Source organism: Siphonobacter sp. BAB-5405, assembly GCF_002872335.1.
GTDB lineage: Bacteria > Bacteroidota > Bacteroidia > Cytophagales > Spirosomataceae > Siphonobacter.
Genome location: NZ_NJAG01000061.1, coordinates 1 through 708 on the forward strand (window position 1 = coordinate 1; position 708 = coordinate 708).

The 708-nt window shown below is 47.3% G+C and carries 3 protein-coding genes; all 3 read left to right on the forward strand.

The genetic code is table 11. The features are described from left to right. Positions 1–128: 128 nt before the first annotated feature. Positions 129–266, forward strand: a complete 138-nt coding sequence (locus tag BWI97_RS29360; RefSeq protein WP_102203267.1) for an HAD-IA family hydrolase — start codon at positions 129–131, stop codon at positions 264–266. Further along, a complete protein-coding gene (locus tag BWI97_RS29060) occupies positions 226–348 on the forward strand; it encodes a hypothetical protein (RefSeq protein WP_255403221.1) in 123 nt (40 codons plus the stop codon). Before BWI97_RS29360 ends, BWI97_RS29060 begins: the two co-directional genes overlap by 41 nt. Positions 349–467: 119 nt before the next feature. Continuing rightward, a partial coding sequence (locus BWI97_RS28635; protein WP_369826669.1) for a site-2 protease family protein occupies positions 468–708 on the forward strand: 241 nt, incomplete at its 3' end.

Consider the following 708-nt stretch of genomic DNA (forward strand, 5'->3'; position numbering starts at 1 on the left):
TATCGCGTATTTCTGTTGAGTAATACGAATCCCATTCACGTTCGGGAAATCGTGAAGCGAGCCGCCGCCATGGGCTATGATTTCATGAGTCTCTTTGAAAAACCTTTTCTTTCGTACGAAATGGGTTCATGAAACCCGATCCGGAATTTTACCGTCACGCCCTCCAGGAAGGGGGTGGCCTTTTGCCGGAAGAAAGTGTATTTATTGACGATAACGCTGATAATATTGAATCAGCTGCAACCGTTGGTATACAACCATCTGGTTGAATATCAGCTGCAACCGTTGGTACTACAAACCATCTGGTTGAATCCGCTCGGCACCGTACTTGATAAATTACTCGATTACTAACCCGCCGGAGCCACATTTCTCGAAAGCCTTGACTGTATGAGCCGTACCCGGCGTCGTTTATATACCCAACTCATTTTATTTGTTCTAACCATTGTGACCACGACGATTGCGGGGGCAGAATGGACGAACGGAACTTCTCTTTTACGCCAATCCTCCCTTGTACCCTTTCGGACATTCTGGGCGGACTGGCGTTTTCACTTCCTTTTCTGGCAGTACTGACTGTACATGAATTTGGCCATTATTTCACGGCTCGCCTCAACAAGGTTAAGGTTACACTACCCTACTACATTCCCCTCTGGCTCGGCCCTTTCACTACGATTGGTACTATGGAGCATTTATCAAGCTCCGTAGCCGGGTCAA